At 49.4% G+C, this 22,516-nt stretch carries 11 protein-coding genes; 6 read left to right on the forward strand and 5 right to left on the reverse strand.

What is annotated here, in order from left to right; genetic code table 11:
- Positions 1 to 155 precede the first annotated feature (155 nt).
- On the forward strand, positions 156 to 1,775 hold the full coding sequence (locus GU926_RS04140; RefSeq protein ID WP_160689296.1) for an MFS transporter: 1,620 nt from the start codon (positions 156 to 158) through the stop codon (positions 1,773 to 1,775).
- Positions 1,776 to 2,456: 681 nt separating this feature from the next.
- Here the strand turns inward: GU926_RS04140 and GU926_RS04145 are convergent.
- A complete protein-coding gene (locus GU926_RS04145) occupies positions 2,457 to 5,276 on the reverse strand; it encodes a DUF4961 domain-containing protein (RefSeq protein WP_160689298.1) in 2,820 nt (939 codons plus the stop codon).
- Between the two features lie 309 nt (positions 5,277 to 5,585).
- Here GU926_RS04145 and GU926_RS04150 point away from each other — a divergent pair, with 309 nt between their 5' ends.
- The gene (locus GU926_RS04150) at positions 5,586 to 7,505 is read left to right on the forward strand and encodes an alpha-amylase family glycosyl hydrolase (RefSeq protein ID WP_317165624.1); all 1,920 of its coding nucleotides are present in this window, start codon (positions 5,586 to 5,588) and stop codon (positions 7,503 to 7,505) included.
- 76 nt (positions 7,506 to 7,581) lie between these two features.
- On the opposite strand, the gene GU926_RS04155 is transcribed toward GU926_RS04150, so the two are convergent.
- Positions 7,582 to 8,973, reverse strand: coding sequence for a glycosyltransferase family 4 protein (locus tag GU926_RS04155; RefSeq protein ID WP_160689302.1), 1,392 nt, complete (start codon positions 8,971 to 8,973; stop codon positions 7,582 to 7,584).
- A 158-nt stretch (positions 8,974 to 9,131) separates the two neighbouring features.
- Between GU926_RS04155 and GU926_RS04160 the strand changes: the two genes are divergently transcribed.
- Entirely contained in the window at positions 9,132 to 11,564 is a 2,433-nt protein-coding gene (locus GU926_RS04160) for a glycoside hydrolase family 31 protein (protein WP_232058422.1), read from the forward strand.
- Positions 11,565 to 11,663: 99 nt separating this feature from the next.
- On the opposite strand, the gene GU926_RS04165 is transcribed toward GU926_RS04160, so the two are convergent.
- The gene (locus GU926_RS04165) at positions 11,664 to 13,454 is read right to left on the reverse strand and encodes a glycosyltransferase (RefSeq protein WP_160689304.1); all 1,791 of its coding nucleotides are present in this window, start codon (positions 13,452 to 13,454) and stop codon (positions 11,664 to 11,666) included.
- 193 nt (positions 13,455 to 13,647) lie between these two features.
- On the opposite strand from GU926_RS04165, the gene GU926_RS04170 reads away from it, so the two are divergent.
- Positions 13,648 to 14,148, forward strand: a complete 501-nt coding sequence (locus GU926_RS04170; RefSeq protein ID WP_232058423.1) for an acyl-CoA thioesterase — start codon at positions 13,648 to 13,650, stop codon at positions 14,146 to 14,148.
- Positions 14,149 to 14,300: 152 nt separating this feature from the next.
- Entirely contained in the window at positions 14,301 to 15,389 is a 1,089-nt protein-coding gene (locus GU926_RS04175; protein ID WP_160689306.1) for a PAS domain-containing sensor histidine kinase, read from the forward strand.
- Between the two features lie 20 nt (positions 15,390 to 15,409).
- On the opposite strand, the gene GU926_RS04180 is transcribed toward GU926_RS04175, so the two are convergent.
- Both GU926_RS04180 and GU926_RS04185 read right to left on the reverse strand, forming a co-directional pair.
- A complete protein-coding gene (locus GU926_RS04180) occupies positions 15,410 to 15,742 on the reverse strand; it encodes a hypothetical protein (protein ID WP_160689308.1) in 333 nt (110 codons plus the stop codon).
- Positions 15,743 to 15,891: 149 nt separating this feature from the next.
- Positions 15,892 to 21,171: an MBG domain-containing protein gene (locus GU926_RS04185; protein ID WP_394350778.1), complete on the reverse strand. Its 5,280-nt coding sequence runs from the start codon at positions 21,169 to 21,171 to the stop codon at positions 15,892 to 15,894.
- Here GU926_RS04185 and GU926_RS04190 point away from each other — a divergent pair.
- A complete protein-coding gene (locus tag GU926_RS04190; protein WP_160689312.1) occupies positions 21,116 to 21,367 on the forward strand; it encodes a hypothetical protein in 252 nt (83 codons plus the stop codon). The two genes, GU926_RS04185 and GU926_RS04190, sit on opposite strands and share 56 nt — an antisense overlap.
- The last annotated feature ends 1,149 nt before the right edge of the window (positions 21,368 to 22,516 follow it).

Raw genomic sequence — 22,516 nt, forward strand, 5'->3', positions numbered from 1 at the left:
CTTCTCTACAATTCACTGTAGGAAACCCATGCATTTAAAGCAAAAAGTGTTTTTTCAGCACTTTTGCATCTGTTTGCCGCTTCTTCCTTTTCTCCTCTATTATCTTATTCCTATATTACCCATCCAAACTCTGACTAAACAAGACAAACCGCTTTATGGATCAACATTCTAGTAAAAGTTACAGCTCGGCGCTCTACACGCTGGCAATGGTATTTTTCTTCTGGGGCTTTCTGGCGGCCTCCAACGGGGTATTCATACCCTTCTGTAAATCGCATTTTAACCTGAGCCAGTTTCAGTCGCAGTTGATTGACTCGGCCTTCTACGGTGCTTACTTCATTGGCTCGCTGTTGCTATATCTTTATTCTACCAGCGTAGGGTATGATTTCCTGAACAAGATTGGCTATAAGAAAGGTATCATTTATGGCTTGATGGTGTCTGTAGTCGGCGCTTTGGTAATGATACCAGCGGTGAACACTGGCGAGTACCTGTTCATCTTGCTAGCATTTTTTGTCATTGCCTTGGGCTTTTCTTTGCAGCAAACCTCTGCCAACCCATTTGCCGTGGCGCTAGGTGATCCGGCCACCGGATCTCACCGCCTGAGCTTGGTGGGTGGCGTGAACTCCCTGGGAACTACCATCGGACCCATCATCATCACGCTAGTCCTTTTCGGAACGGTGGCGGCCACGCAAGAGCAAACAGAGTCAGCCCCTATCAGCTCCATTAACACCCTTTACTTGATTCTTGCAGGGGTATTTGTACTGGTGGCCGGCATCTTTGCGGCCCGAAACATGCCAAGAGTTACCTCAGACGAAGAGCCTGAGCGTAGTGGCAAGGCCACTGTTTCCTTGCTAGCTATTACGGGAACCATCATTGCCCTGGCCGTAGTGGGCAATTTGCTGCCTGAGAGCGAATCCGGAACCTCTACCATGATTCTTCTCATACTGGCCCTGGTAAGTGTTATTCTTATTCTGGTATTGTCTAACTTGGCTGCTCAAAAGAACGGCGAAGGCTGGGGTGCCATGAAATACCCTCAGCTTACCCTGGGCATGATTGCCATCTTTGTTTACGTGGGTGTGGAGGTAACCATTCAAAGCAACCTGGGTGCCCTGTTGCAGACCCCGGAGTTTGGCGGTTACAATGAGTCACAGATTTCTCATTTCATTTCCTTGTACTGGGGTAGTTTGATGATTGGCCGCTGGATGAGCGCGGTGACCGTGTTCAACGTTAGCAAGAACGCCAAATTGGTGTTAAGCATTCTGGTGCCATACATAGCTTTTGCCGTGGTATTGTTTGTGAATTACATTTCTGGCAATGACGTGAGCGACCTATATATTTACGCCGTTTGCATTGCCATCATGATTGCCGCCAACTTCTGGTCACAAGGCAAGCCTGCCAAACTTCTAATGGGCCTGGGCTTATTAGGAGTTGTAGCTATGCTCATTGGCTTGTTCACCACAGGTACCGTGGGCTTGTTCGCGTTTATCAGCGGCGGTTTGGTTTGCTCCATCATGTGGCCTAGCATCTTTGCGTTGAGCATCACGGGTTTAGGGAAATACACCAGCCAGGGCTCTTCGCTCCTCATCATGATGATTTTGGGAGGTGCCATCATTCCTCCGCTACAAGGCGGCATCGCGGACTTCACAGACATCCACTCATCGTATTGGGTGGCAGTGTTGTGCTTCGGGTACCTCACCTTCTTTGCCTGGAAAGTCTCTGGCATCTTAAAGAAACAAGGCCATGACATTGAAAACCTAAATGCTGAAGGAGGTCATTAATCTTCCTTCTTACTTAGAGTAACGCAAAAGGGCGAGTAATTCTACTCGCCCTTTTTTATATGATTAATTAAATAACATTCCCCGATTACCCTTCAATTCTAGACTAACAAAATAACGCATCATAAAAGGCCTTCCTTCCTTCCTTCCTTCCTTCCTTCCTTCCTTCCTTCCTTCCTTCCTTCCTTCCTTCCTTCCTTCCTTCCTTCTTAACTATTGCTCCCCACCATTCTTTTGTCCTCCTGCAAGGACCTTGTGGGCAAGCTGCAACAACTTTAACTATGGAATCAGAACTGCCCTACTCCAGAAGAAAATGCAAAGTAGTTTCAAAGCCAAAGTCTGTCTAGGTCGCCAACAAGATTCTTGCAGGAAGACAAACTTATTAGTTGGATGTCCCTTGATTGCAGAAAGCTGAGTCACGCCGTTTTTGGCTTGTTTTCCAGTAAATACACCAAAAACGAAGGCAATTTTAGAAAGCTTGAAACGACTTTTCCTGCTCACTATAATTCCATTCTCCAGCAAAGAAATTAATTCAGCCTTCTCATCTTCTATTCAATTTAAGGAGACTCCCTTCGTTTTTGGCGTATTTCTTGGAAAAGAGGCCAAAAACGGCTTCAAGGCCAGCTACAAAAAAGGCCAGCTACCGAAACGATAGCTGGCCTTTTACTTATCAACTGATTCTAGTTACTGCACTACAATCTGCACAGATTGAGCGGTTTCACCAGTGATCACTTTGCAGATGTACATTCCCGGGGCCAATCTTCCGGCTACTGGAGTTGTCAATGGCAGCTTAACTGTTTTGGTGCCGGCTGCTTGTTTGCCTAATTCCTGGGAGTTCACTAATCTGCCCATGGTATCATACAAATGGATGCTCACCGAAGACGAAGAAGCCAGTTGGAAAGAAAGGGTGGCCTGGCCATTATAGCTGGGATTAGGATACGCTACCAGTCCTTTCACAGGCGAGTTTTTGTCTTCTGCCACTCCGGTAATGATACCGCTGTTAGTGATTTTTTTGGAAGTGTACAAACGCATTTCGCCGGGTTGCAGGGTGATAAGCTGGTTGACGTTGGTAACCACCAACTCCTCCCCCGACATGTAATCATACCAGGTGCCGGTGTATTGAAACTGTGCATCTGCAGAGGTAGCCGTCAGGCCGAAGTTGCCTACAATGGCCACGTTCATGCTGGGGTCCTGGATATGAATGCGCTTCACCAGTCCACCCAAATCCAGCGTGAAATCATTGGACTCAAAAGCAGGCTGCTCTATTTTCAGTTTAATCAAAGCGGCGTAGACATCATACAATTTCTTGCGCTCTGCCTCTTGGTAGTAGTTCCAGAGAACAGGCTTGTTGCCAGTACGGCCATTCTGATCAATGGAAATGTCATACCCAACCTCCCCAAACTGCCAGATCATTTTAGGACCGGGAATGGTGAAGAAGAAGCCGGCTGCCAGGCGCATGCGTTTGAGGGCATTTGTCAAGGTTCTGGTAGAGTAGTTACCAGAGCTTCCGCCGTTTCTTAAGACGTCATACATTAACCGTTCCTCGTCATGGCTTTCCATGTAGCCTACCACGTGCGGGCTGTTCCAACCGCGGCGTTTGTAGGAAATCCAGTCAAAGTTAGAATCATTCACAAATCCTTTGGCAGCCTGGCGATAATTGTAGTTCAGGTTACCCCAGAGCATCATGCCATAGTCTGCCAGTACTTTTTCTTCAGAATTGTCTGCCAGGTGCTCCAGAATGACAGTGGCGTCTGCGTCTACGCTCCAAATATGATCAGCCATCCTTTTTAATATTCTTACTCTGGATTCGTCATACTGGCCCCACAGCCCCACGTTACCTAAGGTCTGCTTCTGAGTAAACCCTTTTGACAAGTCAAAACGGTAGCCGTCTATGTGGTATTCCTGCAGCCAGAACTCGTTCACGCGGTCCACAAAATATTGGGTGGCCAGGCTCTCATGGTTGAAGTCATGGCCTACGTTGTAGTCATGCGTTGGGTCTGGGTTAAACCATGGGCTCTCAGGAGTAGTCTTGCCGGTGGCACTGTTGAAGTACAGCTGCACCATGGGTGACTGCCCGAAGGAGTGGTTCAAAACCATGTCCATGATTACGGCCATGCCGTTTTTGTGCGCCTCATCAATAAAGCGCTTGAGCATGTCTTTGGAACCGTAGTACTTGTCTGGCGCAAAATAGAAGCTGCTGTTATAGCCCCAGCTCAGGTTGCCCTCAAACTCATTGATGGGCATCAGTTCAATAGTGTTCACGCCCAGGCGTTTTAAATAGCTAAGCGTGTCAGAGAGGCTCTGGTAGTTATGGTTTGCCAGGAAATCACGCAGCAATAACTCATAAATGACCATGTCCGTCTTCTTGGGTGCCTGAAAATTGGTCACTTGCCAGGCGTATGGTGTTTGGTCTGTTTGCAGGACGCTCACCTGCCCCGTGGTTTTGCCGGTTGGGTAGGGCTTGAGGTTTGGATAAGTGGAGGCCTCCAGGTATTGATCATTGTTAGAGTCCAACACTTTTTCTGTGTAGGGGTCTGCAATTTTGATGGTTTCATCTACCAGGTATTGGTAGGCGTATTCCTTCTTAGGCGTAAGGTTGTCTATGCGGGTCCAGAAACGGGTACCGTCTGGGGTTTTGTAAAGCGGTGTGCTGGCCTGCCAGTTGTTAAAGTCCCCCATGGCATACACGCTCTGCTTGTTGGGCGCGTACAGGTTGAGCAACACGCTTGTGGGGCTCAGGTAGGTAACGCCGTCTTTGGCGGTGGCCGGCAGGGCCATGACCTGGGTGGCGGTTCTCACCACAAACCCGAAAGAATCAGCAGCCAGGATGGTGCCGGCGTCTTCGGCGGTCAGTTTCACTTTGTTGTACCCCGCAGCGGCGGCCGTCAAGGTGGCTTCTAAGGAAGTGCCGGTGGCTTCTGAGACCTTCTGCCCGTTCACGTACAATTTGAGCGAACTGCTGGCAGAGGCCGTTCCTTTCACCTGAATGGTTTGGTTCTGGTCTACAAAATATGGGTTCATGCCCACGGCGGGCTGCGTAATGGTCACGTTCACACCACCCGATTTGAACACCGGTACTTTGATGTCTTTGTTTTCAGTGTCCTTGCCTTCTTTGGTGCCCGTGGCGGTCTTGCTCCAGAACACAAACATGAGGGCCGTGATTTCTTCATCGGCCGCCACTCCGTAATAAGTGCGCGGGTTGTCAATGACAAGTTGGTATTTGTTGTTGCCGATGGAGGTCAGCTTGGTGGCCTCTATGCCCACTTCCCAGCCGCTTTTCACGTGCGTCCAGGTGGTGCCGTTGTTTACCAGCACGCCGGTGTGCGCGTAAATGGGAGTGGTTACGTCTAGCAGGCCACGGTTTCCCTTAGTGGCGTCAAAAATAATGGTTACCTTATCGGTTTCGGAGGGAAAGCTTGGCGACCAGGTGACCACCTGTGCCTGTCCTGTTTTTGCCAACAGAACCAACCATAGGAGGCAAAGTAATCGTAGAGTATATTTCATGCCAATGCGGTAAAATTGTTTTAAAAGAGAAATTTACGGAGAAAATACGTTCTTACGAAATCGTTTTCCTTGATAATTTCTCAAAGCAGGCAGAAGGCTGATATCTGTTTTTGGCATATTTTGAGAAAAACAGGCCAAAAACGATATAAACCTCAATTTATACAGGCAACTACTTACTAATCAAGCGGTATTCTATCTAGTTAATTTATGCGTCAGTCCTCCCCCTCCCTTGCCCTTGTTCAATCAGACGTTTACCTAGAACCCTATCTCCCCAAGCTTCTGAAAAGGCAGCAACGGTTTCAGGAGGCTTTGGCCCAGATTGAACGGGAACATAACAGCCTGATACACTACGCCACCTGGCATGAGTATTTGGGCGTACATCAAGCACCGGATGGTTCTGGTTGGTGGTACCGCGAGTGGGCCCCGGCCGCTCAAGCGCTTTCCTTCATTGGTGATTTCAACGACTGGGACAGAAACGCGCATCCCTTGACCAAAAAAGAAGATGGCGTTTGGGAAGTGTTTGTACCAGCAGACTCCTATCCCATTCGCCATGGCCAGCGCTGCAAAGTGCAAGTGACTCATGCAGATGGTAAAACGCAGGATAGGATACCGGCCTGCATCAGGCGCGTGGTGCAAGACCCGCAAACCTATGATTTTGCCGGACAGATCTGGTGCCCGGAAGACACCTTCACCTGGACAGACCAAGACTTCCAGATCAATTCCCAGGAGGCGCCGCTCATCTATGAATGCCACATCGGCATGGCGCAGGAAGAACACCGCGTAGGCACCTACCGCGAGTTTGCCGATTTGATTCTACCCCGCATTGTGGAGACTGGCTACAACTGCCTCCAGATCATGGCCCTGGCAGAGCACCCATATTACGGCTCATTCGGGTACCACGTCTCCAACTTTTTTGCGCCTTCCTCCAGGTTTGGCACCCCCGAAGATTTAAAGTACCTCATCAACCAAGCGCATCAAAAGGGACTTACCATCATCATGGACTTGATCCATGCGCACGCCGTCAAGAATGAAGCCGAAGGTCTGGCCAATTTTGACGGTTCTGGCGGGCAGTACTTTCATGAGGGCACCAGAGGCCACCACCCCGGCTGGGATTCCAAGCTGTTCAACTATGGCAGACCAGAAGTGCGGCGGTTTTTACTGTCTAATTTACGCTATTGGCTGGAGGAGTTCCATATAGACGGTTTCAGGTTTGACGGTGTCACCTCCATGCTCTACCACCACCACGGCGAGGGTGTTTCGTTTGACCATTATGACAAGTACTTTGACGCCGGCGTAGATGAAGACGCCATCCTCTACCTGCAATTGGCAACGGAGCTTTCGCATAGATACACTGCGCATTCCATTCTCATAGCCGAAGACATGAGCGGCAAGCCTGGCCTTTGCCGGACGCACGAAGAAGGCGGCGTGGGCTTTGATTACCGCCTGGCCATGGGTATCCCTGATTTTTGGATCAAAACCCTCAAACACCAGCGGGACGAGGACTGGAACCTGCACGACATCTGGCATGAACTCACCAACCGCCGTTTGCAGGAGAAAACGGTGGCGTACGCCGAGTCTCATGATCAATCCCTGGTTGGTGACAAGACCCTGGCGTTCTGGCTCATGGACAAAGACATGTACTTTCACATGCAGGTGGCGGATAAGAATGCCAACATAGACCGGGGCATGGCGCTGCATAAGATGATCAGACTCCTTACCCTGGCCTTGGGTGGCGAAGCATACTTAACCTTTATTGGCAATGAGTTCGGGCACCCAGAGTGGGTGGATTTTCCAAGGCAGGGCAATGACTGGAGCTACCAATACGCCCGCCGGCAATGGTCCCTGGCAGACAACCCAGATCTGAAATACCGTCAATTGTGGCAGTTTGAGAAAGACATGCTGCGGGTTTCTAAAGAAAATGAATTACTCACCCAAGGGCCCGCGCATTTACTGCACCTAGACACGCACAACAACGTCCTCATCTTTGAGCGCGCCGGACTGGTGCTTCTTTTCAACTTCCACGTGAAGAATTCCATACCAGACTATATTTTCCCGCTGAACCACGCAGGCAGCTACCAGATCATTCTTTCATCAGATGCCCCTGAAACTGGTGGCCATGACCGGGTAGACACTGAGCTGGAGTATTTCACGCAGCCCACCAAATATGGTCCCAGAATGAGCGTGTATCTCCCCAATCGTACTGCTTTGGTCTTGAAAAAGAAGAAGTAAGTACGCTCATACAAAAGAAGCCCCTTCCAAAGCTATTAACTCTGGAAGGGGCTTCTTTATAATTCAAGGAATTTCTTTAGTCTTGGGCCGGTTTCGCGACGGAAAGCAAGGCTTGGTACACTTGCTCAGAGGCCGCCTTCCAGGTAAGGTCTTTTAGAGCTGCCTGGTTGGCCTGCACGGCGCGAGTGCGCAGGGCATTATCATTAAGCAGTTCCAAGATGTGATCAGCCAGACCTTCGGTGTCCTGGGCATCTGATAGATAGGCGCTGGGCAGCACCTCTGCCGCTCCGGTCTGGCGAGAAATCACCACCGGAATACCTGCTTGCGTAGCCTCTACTGCGGCCAAACCAAAAGGCTCAGAAACGGCCGGTAGGCAGAATACGCTGGACTCCCGAAGCATTTCCTTGGCCTCCTCTGCAGGCAGAAATCCTTTAAAGGACACCACTTCTTCTAAATCTAGTTTTTTGGTGAGTTGCTGGGCTTCTTCCCACAACGGACCATGCCCGGTCACCACAAACTGAACCTCGGGGTCTTTGCGGTGCACGCACTTGGCCACTCGTATGAACTGTAATGGCCCTTTCTGCGGCACCAATCGGCCCAGGAAGATGACTTGCTTGGCATGAGCAGGAACCATGGGGGCTAAACTGTTTTCTGAGGACCCGTTGTACACCACCTTAATCTTGCTCTTGCTTACGCCGTAGCGGGTGGCAATCATGTGGGCGGTCCGTTCACTCACGGCCAGAATAAGGTCTGCCTGCTGCATGGCCTTGGCCTCCAGTTCATATACCCATCCCCACGGTTGGGCCACCTGCCGGTCAAAGGTGAGGCTGTGCACGTGCAGGACCAAAGGCACCTTACGTTGGTTCTTGATTTCAATGCCTGCCAGAAAGGTCATCCAATCATGAGCGTACACCACGTCTATCTCTTTATGAGAGGCCAGGCGAGCCGCAAACCGGGCAAACTGGATTACTTCAAAGTTGAGGGTGCCTCTAGGGCCTGTGGCAATGGCAATCTCTGGCTGAGGGCGGGGAACTTCTGGGGCCGTTTCATTTGGTTGCTCTGCTAAAGTTTCTCCTTCTTGCAGGGCCGCTTCTTTGGCTAAGGCTTCTTTTACGTAATACTCGTCTTCATTCTCATAGGGGAACAAATTGGCTGGAACCCGGTAGGTCTTGGCAAACCGTTCATAAGATTTGGTCACAGGGGCCTGTGTGACGGCAGCAAGGTCCAGGTCGTTCAGGCCCACCACGTTGGTGCGCTGGGAGTAGGCCTGGCCTTCGGCCTGGGGTACTATCAAAGTTAACTCAACTTCATTTGTTAAAGACTCAGCTAAATGAAAGCAGGCTTTGCCCACTCCTCCATTTAAGACGGGCTGGTCTTCCCAGCCCAGCATCAAGATGCGCAGTTTTCCCATGGTAAGCTCTAATTCATCATTGGTGAAGGGGCAATGGCCGCCTCTCAAAGGAAGCACCGCCTCCTCCCCTGGTGTGAATCAGTAAATGTATTTATTTATCGTCTACTTAAGTAAGCATAGGAAAGTTAAAAGAAACTTGCAGTATTTAGCGCAAAATATTTCGGTTAGAAATACGTATACCCTTTTTTAGCATCTCGTTTACCCAGTTTCCCAGAATGGACAACCCAATACAGGACCATAATTACATGCTCAACGACCTGGGCACCAAGCGCGAAGAGTTCTTCCCGGGCGTGGTGCAGCAGGTGCAGCAGACAGACCATCACCTTGTTTTCACCTGCGCCAACCGTGCAGGGCTTAAAGTAGAAATACTGGCAGACGGCCTGCTTAGGTTTACCTTTTCTACAGAAGGTGCTTTTGCCCGTGACTTCTCTTATGCCGTTTTTGGCCAGAACAAACCTTCACCGCCGGCCTTTGAGTTCAAAGAACTGGCGGACCACTTCCGCATCACTACCCAGGAACTGATTTGCACCATCTCTAAAAATGGCCTGCGCACCAGAATGATGGACCGCTCTGGGCAGCTTTTGAACGAAGACGAGAAAGGCTTCCATTGGGAGGAACACCAGGACTACGGCGGCGACATTGTGAAGATGAGCAAAGTGGCCCAGCCCCAGGAATTTTATTATGGCCTAGGCGACAAGGCCAACAACATGAACCTGCGCGGGGAACGCTTTGAGAATTGGGGCGCCGACACCTATGGCTATGGCAAAGGCTCAGACCCGCTCTATAAGAACATCAATTTCTACATGGGCCTGCACCAGCGCAGCGCCTATGGCATCTTCTTTGACAACACGTTCCGGTCTTTCTTTGATTTTGGCCGGGAACGTAAAGACGTGACCAGCTTCTGGGCCCAGGGAGGCACCATGGACTATTATTTCATTTACGGTCCTACCCTGCTGGAAGTCACCCAGAAATACACACTTTTAACGGGCACGCCCGAACTGCCGCCCTTGTGGTCATTAGGCTATCACCAGTGCAAATGGAGCTATTACCCTGAAAAAGTGGTAAAGGATTTGGCCAAAGGCTTCAGAGAACGCCAGATTCCCTGCGACGCCCTTTACCTGGATATTGACTACATGGAGGGTTTCAGGTGCTTTACCTGGAGCAAAGACCATTTCCCGGAGCCGGCCCGCATGGTGCAGGAACTAAAGGAAGACGGCTTTAAAACTGTAGTGATCATTGACCCGGGCATCAAGATTGACCCAGACTACTGGGTGTACAAGCAAGGGATGGAGAACGATTACTTCTGCCGGCGCGCCGATGGCCCCGTCTACAAAGGAACCGTTTGGCCAGGCCTGTGCCACTTCCCGGATTATACAAGAGAGGACGTGCGCCAGTGGTGGTCTGGTTTGTTTGAGGGCCTCATCTCTGAGGTGGGCGTGAAAGGTGTCTGGAACGACATGAACGAGCCCGCCGTTTTTGAGATTGGCACTTTCCCTAACGACGTGCGCCACCATTTTGACGGCGACCCTGGCAGTCACCGCAAGGCACACAACATCTACGGCATGCAAATGGCCCGTGCTACGTATGACGGCGTCAAGCGCTTTTCTTACCCAGACCGGCCCTTTACCATTACACGCTCGGGGTATGCCGGCGTGCAACGCTACGCCTCGGTTTGGACGGGAGACAACATTGCCTCTTGGGAGCATCTTTGGCTGGCCAACATCCAGTGCCAGCGCCTGAGCATTTCGGGGATTTCATTTGTGGGTTCAGATATTGGCGGCTTCATTGAAACTCCAGACGGCGAGCTGTACATCAGGTGGTTGCAGCTAGGCGTTTTCCATCCTTTCTGCCGCACGCACTCCTCCGGAGACCACGGGGAGCAGGAGCCTTGGTCGTTTGGGGAGCCCTATACCAGCCTGGCCCGTAAATTCATTGAGCTGCGCTACCAACTATTGCCCTACCTCTACACCACCTTCTGGCAGTACACTACGCAGGGAACGCCTATGTTGAGGCCGCTGGCTTTGTTAGATCAAAACGATCCAGAATGCTATGACCGAATGGCAGAATTTTGCGTGGGCGACCACCTGCTCCTCTGCCCTATTACCCAGGCTGGCGTAGGCGGAAGACGCATGTACCTACCCCTGGGCGAATGGTATGACTTCTGGACGGACAAGGTCTTCTTTGGCAAACAGGAATTCTGGGCCAGCGCGCCCCTGGATCAAATCCCTATGTTTGTGAGAGCCGGAGCCGTCATTCCTTTCTATCCCGTGCAGCAGTATGTAGGAGAGAAAGAAATCACGGAACTCACCTTGCATGTCTACTATAGCGCCAACACCTGCCAGAGCGTGTTATATGAAGACGGCGGCGATGGCTATGGGTACGAAGAAGGACAATACCAGCAGAAAACGTTCCTAACGGCCACTTCGCTCACCACGTACTCGCTGTCTCAGCAAGTGCAAGGTGATGGCAAAGAAGCGCATGAAACCTACCGCGTCATCTTCCATGGAATGCCCGCCGCAACGGCCGCTGTGCTGGTAGACGGACAGGACGTGCCGTTTGAAGCCTCAGAAAACCAGGCCACATTAACCGTCAAGGTGCCAGCAACTTTCAATCAATTGAGCCTGCATTCCGTTATGCCCACAACGTAGCGGAGGCATTTGCAAAACTAAGAAGCCCGTCGTTTTTGGCCTGTTTTCTGGAAAACAGGCCAAAAACGACGGGCTTCTTAGTTTAACTAGATAGATGGGCTATTCGTCTGCGTTCAAGGCTAAATGGTAGGCGCGTTCATAATGCACCAGTAGTTTCTTCCAATCGAACATTTCTGAGGAGCTTTCCACTTTGTTGCGCTGGGCAATGCGTTCCCTTCTGGAGAATTCCACAAAGTCCATCAGGTGCTTGGCCAGTTGCTCGGCAGATTCTTCAAAGCCTTTTTCATGGCGATTGATCACGTAAATGCCTTTGTCTGTGTATTTCTTGACGTGCTTCTTCACGTAATCCCCGAAGCCTGATAAGTCACTGGTCACGGCCGGGATTCCGCTGGCCACGCACTCCAAGGGCGTGTAACCCCAAGGCTCATAATAGCTTGGGAAAACGCCCAGATGGCAACCACGCACAAACTGCCCGTACTCCATGCCAAACAGTGGGTTGGTAGGCGAAATGAAGTCTGGGTGGTACACGATCTTCACGCGGTCATCGGCGTTGTTCACCAGATTGGCCGTGCGCAGGAACTCCAGAATCTCGTCGCTTTTATCATTGACCAGATTATGCGTGACCACGGAGGGTAGATGGTGGGTTTTCCAGGATTGCAGGGTACGGCGGTAGCGCAGTTTCCAGTAATCGTCCACGAAGTTCTCCAGGTTGGGCAGTTTGTACTCTGTGCTGGCCGCGGCCTCATAGAATAAGCGCTCTCCAACTTGGTTGCTGATGGCCTCCACCGTCTCGCGTATTTCTTCCATGAGGGCCTTGGAATGCAACACCTCTGGGTTAATGGAATGGAACGGTTGTTTGGTAATGAAGAACATGACCACCGTAGTGTCCATGCGCGCTTTTTTCATGCGGTAGTTCAGGCGAGCCAAGGCCTCCAGCGTCAGGTCGAAGCCTTTGTTGCGGTACTCAAACCTGCCCGAGGTAAAGAAATACAAAGTCTTGTCCAGCGCAAACGGGAAGCTCTGGAAGAAATGCGACATCACAAACCGGTGAATCTTCTCCTTGTAGGTCAGGTGCAGGTTCTGGAACTCATGCATGGCCGTGAACCGCCGTATGTTCAGGCCATTGGGTAAAACCGTGTCCGGAATTCGGTCCAGCAGGTAGATACACTCGCGTACGGTCACTTCACTCACGGTAGTAAACACATGGGCGCCGTGCGCGGCCGCGCGTTCAATAGAAACTGCCGGCTCAATGTTAAAATGCCGCGCTTCTTTCTGCCAGTCTACCGCCGTGAGCTGGTCATAAAAATTGGGATCGTTCATTGCCAGGTACCGGCCCAGCAAGGTAGCGTGCGTAGTGAATACAATCTTGACCGGCACCTGCTCGCGGCGCAAATCTGGAATAGCCGAGCCTACCATCCATTCATGAAAGTGCGCAACTACTTTAGACATGTTGGCCACCAGCTTGATGAACCGCTTGGTCAACTCCCCGAAGGCCAATACCTGGTGCAGTAGGTATTCTTCTGAGGTGGGAAGATGATGGTTTTCCCAGAGCTGGTGCCTGATCTCGTTTAATTGATGGAAGGCACTGCTGGGGTTGATGAGAACAATGCGGGGCCGGCCAGTCACCAACCACGTGCCGTAGTACACCTCTACTCCTTCCTCACGCAACTGCAATACGGCCTTACCAAACACGTCTGAGTAGTCATCTGTGGGTTCAAATTCTGCCGCGGCCTGCTGCGGAAAATAGGGTCCTACCAGGCAGTATTGTTCCCCCCAGTATTCCATCATGGCAGGCACCTTGGATCTGATTACCGTGTAAATTCCGCCTACTTGGTTACAAGCTTCCCAGGCAATTTCTAAAAGATGAGGTGAGGCGGTAGAGTGCGGCATAATGAAATGGATTTTGGCCTATTTTACCGAAATTAGAGCAAAAATGGTTGTACCACGGCAGGAATTCTCTCAATTAATAAAAGTTCTGTACTACCACCCTTCTCCTCAAGCTGTTGCCCTCCCCTGAAAAGAACCTTTCCAGAGCCTCCTTTGGACCTTTCCCAGTCTTGCCAATACCTATGATTTTGCCAAATTGCGTAAGAGTATACTTTTACCAGAGGAAACGCCCATTGGTGTCTTCTTTACCAAAATACCCACTATGAACAATGAATACAACGGCCACGTGATTTGGTCACAAGTAGATGCCAACATGCATTTGCGCCACTCTGCCTATGCAGACTTCGCCGCACAGGCGCGCATATCCCTGCTCAATGAATTAGGCTTGGATTTTTCCGTTTTCCAGAAGCTGCAGATGGGTCCCATTCTGTTCAGGGAAGAACTGCAGTACCTGCGCGAAGTAGGCATCAATGACCAAATCAAAATACTTTCCTTCCTCACAAAAGCCAAGGCAGACGGGGCAAGGTGGTCCATCAGGCATGACCTGTACCGCGGCGATGGCGTAAAAGCCTGCATCATTCACGTAGACGGAGCCTGGCTGGATCTGCGGAAGCGCAAACTCACGGGCTTACCAGAAGACGTGGCGACCAAATTCATGGAAGTAACTAAATCTGAAGATTTTGAGTTGCTGGGCTAGGCCGTCGTTTTTGAGCTGTTTTCCAGAAAACAGCTCAAAAACGACAAGCCAATTACCAATCAAGTCGGCCAGCAAGCCATGGTTTCAGAGGCCTGGTGAATTTTGTTGAATGGCCTACATCTGTCTGTCTTTTACTTCGTATTAGTACCAAGATGACTGACGCGAATACCTATTTATTTCTGCATCAACTGGCCCAGAAAAGCAACAAGCTCATTTTTTGCTTTGACGCTGCCACGGGCTCTTTCCTCTACTTAAACAGTAGCTTTGAAACAACCTGGAGCCTGACCAGCCAACAGATTCAGGCGCGCCCAGGCCAGTTGCTGGATTCAGTGCACCCCGAGGATTTGGATTTTCTGGAACGAGAATTTGAAAGGCTGCTCAGCGGGGAAACGATAGACGAAGTAGATTTCAGAATATTGCTGCCCAATCAAATTGAAAAGTGCCTGCATCTTTCAGCGGTTTTGTTGCCGGGAGACGGGCAACAGCAACTGGTAGCCGGCATTGCCGAAGATGTGACCAGCCAAAGAGACAACATCAGGAATCTGCAGAAGTTTGCCGCCAAGAAGAACTCCATTCTGGAGATTCTGGCCCATGACCTTGCCGGTCCGCTGGCCAGCATCCAGTCCCTGTCCGGCTCCCTTTCAGAGTCGTTCAAGGGCAAGGCCAAAGAAGAAGACGCGCACATGGCCCAGCTAATCTACAAGACCAGCGTGAGAAGCATTCAGATGATCCGCGACTTTGTGAAGCAGGAGTTTCTGGAATCTTCCAACGCCGGCATGATGAAGGTGCGCCTGAACTTAGCAGAGAAAATTCAAGAGGTGGTAGAGCAGTACCAGGAAGGTGAGCGGAACATCAAAAAGTACTTCAGCTATTCCTGTGCCTCGCCGCAGGTGTATATCTCGCTGGACCAAAACAAGTTCATGCAAGTCATCAACAACCTTATCTCTAATTCCATCAAGTTCAGCAAAGACGATGCCCATATTGACATCACCTTGTCAGAACAAGAAGACCGGGTTTTGGTAGAAGTAAAGGATGATGGCATTGGCATTCCGGAAGAGTACCACGAGGAGCTGTTTGACAAATTCACCAGGGCCCGCCGCAACGGCCTCAAAGGCGAACCGTCCGTGGGTCTGGGCATGTCCCTCATTAAAACCATTGTAGAGTGGCACGGCGGTCGTATCTGGTTCACCAGCCAGGAAAACGCAGGAACTACTTTCTTCATTGAGCTACCCAAAGAATAAACCGCCTGATTGGCTTTTGCTTATTTTTTGAGAACCTGCAGGAATCCTTTGTCATACACTCTCTTCTGGGTGTATGAGTCTTTTTCATACCAGACATCCAACACAAAAGAAGGCGTATGGTAGGTGGTGGCAAACTCTTCTTCGCCGTTAATCAGTTTGGTGTTGGTGATCATTTCATACCCCTTCTCCAAGGCATTTTCATAGGCTAGTTCTTCATCTTCTGTGGCTAGCAGACAGGCTTCATACGCGGCATGGTATTGCTCTGTGATGGCCTCATACAGCCGCTGCAACTGGCTGGTCTCAAACTCCATAAAGCCTTCCTCGTCTTTGGTCCACCAGCCTGTTAGATGCATTTTACCTCTCTCCTTTTCTTTATGATTTTCGATGGTGCCAAATGTAATGGGTTTTGGATAAACCGCTCCTGTCCCTAGACTAAAAATGAAGCGCCCCTTGCCAGAGCTTTATTTCTGACAAGGGGCGCTTGCTGGTTTAATTTAGCTGCTTATTTGCGCACTACCCGCAAGGTTTGGGTACCGCTAGACGTCACCAATCTTACAAGGTATACGCCCACGTTCACGGTGTTGTCACCCCATTGCACTTGCACTGGCGTGTTGGCCTGGGCTTTGCCCGAAGTCACATTTTTCACCAACGTGCCACTCATGCTGTACACTTGCAGGCTGTACTCCTCATCCTGGGCAAAGCTAAACTCAAAGGTCACCTTTTCTGTGAACGGATTAGGGTAACTGATGAACTTGCCTTTACCAGAAGGCTGGTCCACCTGGGCTACTACGCTGCTAGGTTTCACGTTGCCTTTCACCACGTCATGAATGACAATGGAGCCGCCGCCAATGGTTGTTCCGTTGCTTCCTGACAAGGCAGAAGGATCATCGCTTGCGCCAAGTTGGTTGTCATACACGACTACGTTGCTTACTTTATCCCAGATTTTTATCCTGAACAAGTCTGGCGATTTGGTGGTGCCCAGGTCCCCGTCTACGGCTGTTAGCATGAAGCCATAATTACCGGTGCCGTTAATGGTTCCAGAACCTTTGTACTGAGCTCTGGTGCCTGCCACGGTCAGCCACTCATACACAGAACTCTTGAAGTTCATGCCGGCTGCCTGGAATTGGAACTCGGTATTACCCGTTGGCACTTTGGCACCTTTCTCATACTTGCTCACAAATCCGAAGTTGGCTTTTCCTTCTACCTGCATATATGGGAAGTTTTGTCCAATGGGCGAGTTAACCCAGCCACCGCCGGTTACAAATCCAGCGCTAGGATCAAAGAACACCGCATACACTGGCGCCGAGGTGTACTTGCCCCCTAGCCCGTCTTCAAACAGCATGGTCACTGTGTACACACCCACGGCAGAACTAGTGATGCTCAGGCTATTCAAGGCTTCCACCATGGAACTTGAAGAAGCACTGGTACCCGCAGGACTAGTCACTACCCATTTAGGAGCAAAGACGTCTGGCCCTAACGTGGCAGATACCGTGGAGGTGCTGTTGATGGCCAATGGATTTGACGCTATCAGGTTCACCGTTGGCACTGCATAAATAGTAAGCGTTGCTCCCTGGTACGTTAAGGCATAATTGCTGTTTAGGGCTAGAGTGCCCTGTCCTATGGCATACGTGCCTTTGCCTTCGCCCACAGATCTTACCAATGCCCCCGAGAAAGCGTCTGTACCCACCAAGGCTCCAGCAGTTATGGTATAGGTGAGTGCAGGATCAATCGTGCCCACTAATTTTTTCTTAGCATCTGCGGTGATGGTGATTGCTTTGGCAGTGATGGTAAGGTCAGCTGGAATATTGGTGATGGAATAGTTTCCCAGAGCTGCCACCGGACTCAGGCTGGCCGTAATGGCGTAGGGACCATCTGCCACGGTTTCGCCGGCCTTGCGGCTATAGGCTATCTGCACCTGATCTGCGGCTATGAAGCCAGACACTTCGCCGGTCAGTAGGGGGTCTTGCTCACCGTAGGTTTTTGACAAGGTGGCCACTTTTACTGAAGCAGCTCTAGGCGAGATAGTGATCATGACAGACCCTTTGGCCGGCTCATAATTATCATTGCCGGTAAAGCTCCAGTTGGCCGTACCACCCGGGGTGTTTTTAAAGGTATCACCCAGTAGCAGCAACTCTTTCAAGCTTTCCCCCTTCACGCCGGCCGCGGTGCCAAAAGCGCCATGGGCTTGACCGTCATACACCACGGTTACGCCATTCACAGAGATGGAGGCTGCAGCCTTGGTAATAGTCACATTGGTAGAGCCACTCGCATCTTTGTAATTGGTCCCGCCCGCAAATTTCCAGGTGGTGACTCCTCCTGGAGCGTTCGTAAAGGAAGTGGCAAAGCTAAGGTTGGCAGTGAGGTCTGTGCTGCCAACTCCGGTTACTACCCCAGAAGCAGTATGCGCATTGCCATCATAAACGCCAACGTAAGGTTGTATGGTGATGCTAGCTTCTGCCTGATCTATTACCATATCCTTTGTGACAGAAACGGCTGTATAATTGGGATTGTCTAAACTTGCCGTAACCTGATAAGTACCAGCGTCTGTTCCAGAGCCAGTAACGCTTACTCCGGCTAACCCAACTGGTGCTGTACTGGCAGAAGCAGTTTTCAATAGGCCATCATACACGTGGCTCAAGTCTGCCAGTGTTAAGGTTGCAATCGCTTTTTGAATGGTGATGGTAGCAGTAGCATTACTTCCAGAGTGGTTGTCATCTCCCGGATAAGTAGCTGTGACGGTATATACTCCCGCGTTGATAGGTGGAGTTTTTGTAGGGCCATACGCCATAGGGCTGGCTCCTTCATAGCTGTATAGAATCCCTTCAGATGTGTTTAGCGCACCTGCTCCTGTGGCATTGGCAGCTGCTGCGTGCTCCTTGCCATCATATGTGGCAGATACATCATTCATGCTGACAAAAGACGCGGCAGGTGTAATCACTAATTCTCCGTTAATAGCCGAGGCTACATAATTGGTATTTTCCAAGCTGGCATTTACCGCATATCTGCCGGCATTGGTTCCTTTACCCGTTACCGTAATTCCTTTTAGCTCTATACTAGCTGAATTTTGATAAGCCGAAGCAGTAGCTTTCTTTTCTGCACCGTCATACACATACTCTAACGTGCCAAACGCCAAAGTCACAGGAGCTTTCCGGATGGTTATATTCACTGCCCCGGATTGGTCTGTGTAATTAGGATTGCTAAAGGTCCAGTTGGCAGTTCCTCCCGGTGCATTGGTGAAACTATCCCCTAAATTCAACCCCTCAAGCTCTTCTTTCATAACCCCAATTGCCTTGCCCGTAGCGCCATGAGGCTTGCTGTCATACTCTCCTTCAAACCCTTCCACGGCAATGGCCGCTTCTGCTTTGGTGATGGTTAGAATGGACGGGGTAATAGATACCTCATAATTCTTGAGCCTTGAATCTGGGTCCAGGAGAGTGGCGGTGATTTCATAGCCACTGGTAGTTACGGCACTCATTTTCTCGGCGGTGGTAGCATAGGCCACGGCGATGTTGTCTTTGCCTAATACTCCCGAAAGATTGCCAGTCAATTCTGGGTTCTCTGAGCCATACACCTTTGACTTTGGCGCAACGGTAACCGTCAAGGCGGCCGTCCCTATGGTTAACATTTCCTCGGCAGGAAGAGCTGCATAATTAGGGTCCGTGATAGAGGCTTCTACCTTGTAAATAGCCGCATCCATTGGAATAGTGGCAGACCCGTTATAAGTGACGTTCACAGAAAGCCCAACTGGAGACGTGAGAACCGTTACTTCCTGAGGAGCGCCGTTGTATTTCAAGGACAAGTCGCTTAGGGTGATAGTAGCAGGAGCTTGCGTAATGGTAAGCACCCCAGGCGTATTGGTTACCCTATAGTTTCGTAAAACTGATTCCGAAGCATTTATTGTGGCTATGATGGGATAACCACCGGCCTTCACATTGCTTGTTAGCGTGGCCAGCGTGCTATAGGTAACCGTAATATCGTCTTCTGAAACGCCCCCTTCTACTGTTCCCATGAGGGTTGGATTAGGCGTACCATACACCTTTTCCAGGTTAGCGACCACCACCGTGAATGGTCTGGCGGTGATGGAGGCCAAGGTAGTTGCTGAAGTAGCGGAAAGGACATAGTTACCATCTGAGATGGCAACCTTGGCTGTCGCCATTTTGCCATTACCTACATTAGCATCTGAGAACTCTGCCTCTTGGGTAGTAACGGCAATATCAACTCCCCCAACTCCTTTCGCAGTACCTGAAACGGTGGCTGCTTTGGTACCATCATACACTTTGTCTTCTGCCGTTATAGAAGCTGTAATTTCTTTTGGCTGAATTTCAAAAGTATTGGAGACGAATGTGATGCTGTAGTTTTCATTGGCCAAAGTACTACTAATGGCATACTCACCCACATTTACACCAGCAGCACGCGTAAGCCTTCCAGAGAATTTATCCTGATTGATTACTTCACCCGCCGTCACTTTATAGGTGAGAATTGGATCTTCGTCGCCATACTTTTTGGCAAGGGCATCTGCTGTTAAGGTGATGGGTTTGGGAGTGATAGCAAAAGTAGAACCAGTGGCCAGGCGTAAGTCATAATTACCGCCCGCTGAAAGCGTATCCAATGAGAAGGCATAGAAATCGCTTTTCACTGTTTCTCCGGCATCACGGCTCAACTTTCCTGAGAAAGCATCCTCCAGCAGCCCACCATCATTGGTAAAGGTAAATGCAGGATCAGCTTGTCCATATTCTTTCTTCTGACCTGCCGTGGGTGTAATGACTACTGGCTTAGGCTTGATAACAAATGTACCAGTAGCGGAACCTTCATAATTGCCATTCACCAAGGTTGCTGTCACGCCATACGTACCCGCATTGACAACCTCTGACGGCAGCACAGGTGCTCCCCCTTTGGTATAGGAAAAGGAAAATGAGCTAGTCCCCGCGGCCGAAGTAGTAGCTGAAGCGGCCAGTGCTGCTCCGGTAAATGTTTGATTTAAATTATCTAAAGTTACGGAGGCGGTGGCTTTATTGACTACAATGGAATTTGTACCTGAAGCAGTTTTAAAGTTAGTTGTATTGCTTGGAGTAAATTCTACCGTCAAGGGGTAAGCCGTAGCAGAGGCGTTTAAAAGGGTAGAATTTGTGAGTACTATATCCTCATGTTTGTAAACAAAGGTACCTTCAACTAGAGTACCATTAAAGGAAGCTTTGGCATTAAGCTTTCCTAGTAAGGTGGTGCCATAAGCGATGGTACCGGCAGCGGCCCAAGAAATTACTGGTTGTGCTTTCTTAATAGACACCTCTACAGGGGTGCGTCGGCTTTCACAGCTAGAAGTTGTTTCCGCTACATAATATGTTCCACTACTAAGGACGGTAGAATTATCTAAAGCAGAAGTAGATGTTTCTGTAGCATACCATTTATAACTTCCATTGCCACCGGGAAGTGAGCCTACCGTGGCATTGTCAATAGTTAAAAAGTTTTGTGCTTCTATAATTGGGGCATTGGGGGTAGGGTTAATTGTGACTGCCACCACCGTTCTTGGGCTTTCACAACCTTCTGCAGATGTCTGGCTAACGTAATAATTGCCAGTTGTGAGTGAAGTATTTGCACCAAGTGCACTCCCTCCAGATGAACCGACATACCATTTAAATGTACCATTTCCTGTAGGTAAGGACGATACAGTTGCTACAGCACTACATAAAGGTTGAACACTTACACTAGGTGCTAAGGGCCTTGAAAAAATGCTGATTGCAGGATATATAATAGGGCTTATAGGTAAATTACTTTCATTAGTCAGGACGAATTCTGGATTTGAACCTGAATTGGATGTTAAATTACTAGAGGTAAAAACCTTGGTTTCTAATGTGAGGCTTCTTGAATTTGAAACTACTGCAGTTAATGGAATTATTAAGGAATTACCTGACGCGACTGGATTTGTAGAAGTAAATAAGCGAATCTCTCCTGGAACACTACTATCTAAAGACCAACCTTGAGGTGGTATAGCATTAATAACTACGCCATTAGGCACGATTAACTTTAGAGATGAAATTGTCCGATTTGTGTTATTGCCAGTTGCATTAATGATGTTCGAAATATTTTTAATAGTTAAATTAAATTCATTGCTTGAACAGGCTGAGGAACTTGAAATTTTAGAAGTATAATCACTTCTACTATCAGTAAACAAATAAGAAGTGGTGAACCCGCTTTGCTTCCCTACAGACGTCACGGTGAATTTCACTCCCAAATGTCGTTGTTCTACCTGGTAATCAATTTTCCAATTACCGTCTGCATCGGCTATCACATCATACACATGATAATCTGGATAATCGGGCTCTTCTTTAAACTCCACATGAACCAGTTGATCTAGTTTCCAGCCAGTGCCAGTGATGTACGCAATTTCACCGGGTGCGTAATCATCCTTGTCAGAGGTGACGGTGGGAGCTGGTAAGCCGGCATTGGCGTACGCGTCAGTAGATTGAACAACAGATAGCTTTTCACTTTTACCTGCGAGCGGCGCTCCGAAGCCCAGCGTACAGAGCGACAAGAGCGCCCAGAGCGTTAGCCCAATGGCCAGTCCCCGCTGAAAGGCGAAGCTTAAATGGGAAGTGGAATGCTTTCTTTGGACATAGCGGTCCTGCAAGCTTTTTGAAAAAGATTGAGTAAAGTTTCTCATGAACTTTAAAACAAAGTATGACAATCAATGCAAAAAAACGGGGGAACCGACGCAAGAAAGCAGCGTGACCAAAGGGCAGGAAGCGACAAGCAGCGAACTGCTTAAATTGAAAGATCAAAAAACACGAGTGTCAACACTGTAAAAGTGTACAAAGTGGCCTCGAACAGAAGTGAAGGTTTCCCCACAGTAGGCTTACGCTAAGCCATCAACCCATTCAGATAAGAAGTGAAAAGCAGGCCTATGAACATAGCACCTGTATCTACACTTACTACTCCTTCTAAAAAAGGTTATACAGGAATCTAAGTATTTTATAAAATGTTTAAATTTTAGTTAAATATTCAAAGATTATATATACCTATAAGACTAAATATTAAATCCAAAAGCTTCTTTTAGGTGATTCAAAAGAAAAACTTGAGGCAGATCCGGGAATCCTGAAAAGGGAGAGTATTAAGAATAGTAAAGTGGCCTA

This window comes from Nibribacter ruber (genome assembly GCF_009913235.1).
Taxonomy (GTDB): Bacteria; Bacteroidota; Bacteroidia; order Cytophagales; family Hymenobacteraceae; genus Nibribacter; species Nibribacter ruber.